Raw genomic sequence first — 349 nt, 5'->3', positions numbered from 1 at the left:
ATAAGGACCATTCCGCTTCACTGGGATTTTCTGATGGATACTCCGGGATCGCCTACGCCTTTATTATAGCTTACCGTCGTTTGAAAAATCAAAAATACAGAATCGTCGCTGAGCGTGCGCTAAAGAATACACCAATACAATTTATTTACAATGACTTTAGTATCAATTCAGGAATAAGTGGGATTGGATTAGCATACTTATCTGCGTACGAATTTCTAGGAGATGACACATGGAAAATGCGTGCGGATGCGGTCGCAAATATTCTCATCAATACTTTCTGCAAAGACAGCCAAGGTGGCGGATGTTGGCGAATGGAGGCAAATGATAATCCGACGGCATCATTATATAC

1 protein-coding gene is annotated in these 349 nt (G+C 41.5%); it reads left to right on the top strand.

All coding sequences use genetic code 11. The features are described 5' to 3' along the window. On the top strand, positions 1 to 349 hold a 349-nt coding region (locus KK062_RS30120), incomplete at both ends, for a glycoside hydrolase family protein (protein WP_254088092.1).

This window comes from Dawidia cretensis, from assembly GCF_018598175.1.
Lineage (GTDB): Bacteria > Bacteroidota > Bacteroidia > Cytophagales > Cyclobacteriaceae > Ohtaekwangia > Ohtaekwangia cretensis.
The sequence above is the reverse complement of the archived record's forward strand: the minus strand, read 5'-3'. Positions and strand labels throughout refer to the sequence as shown.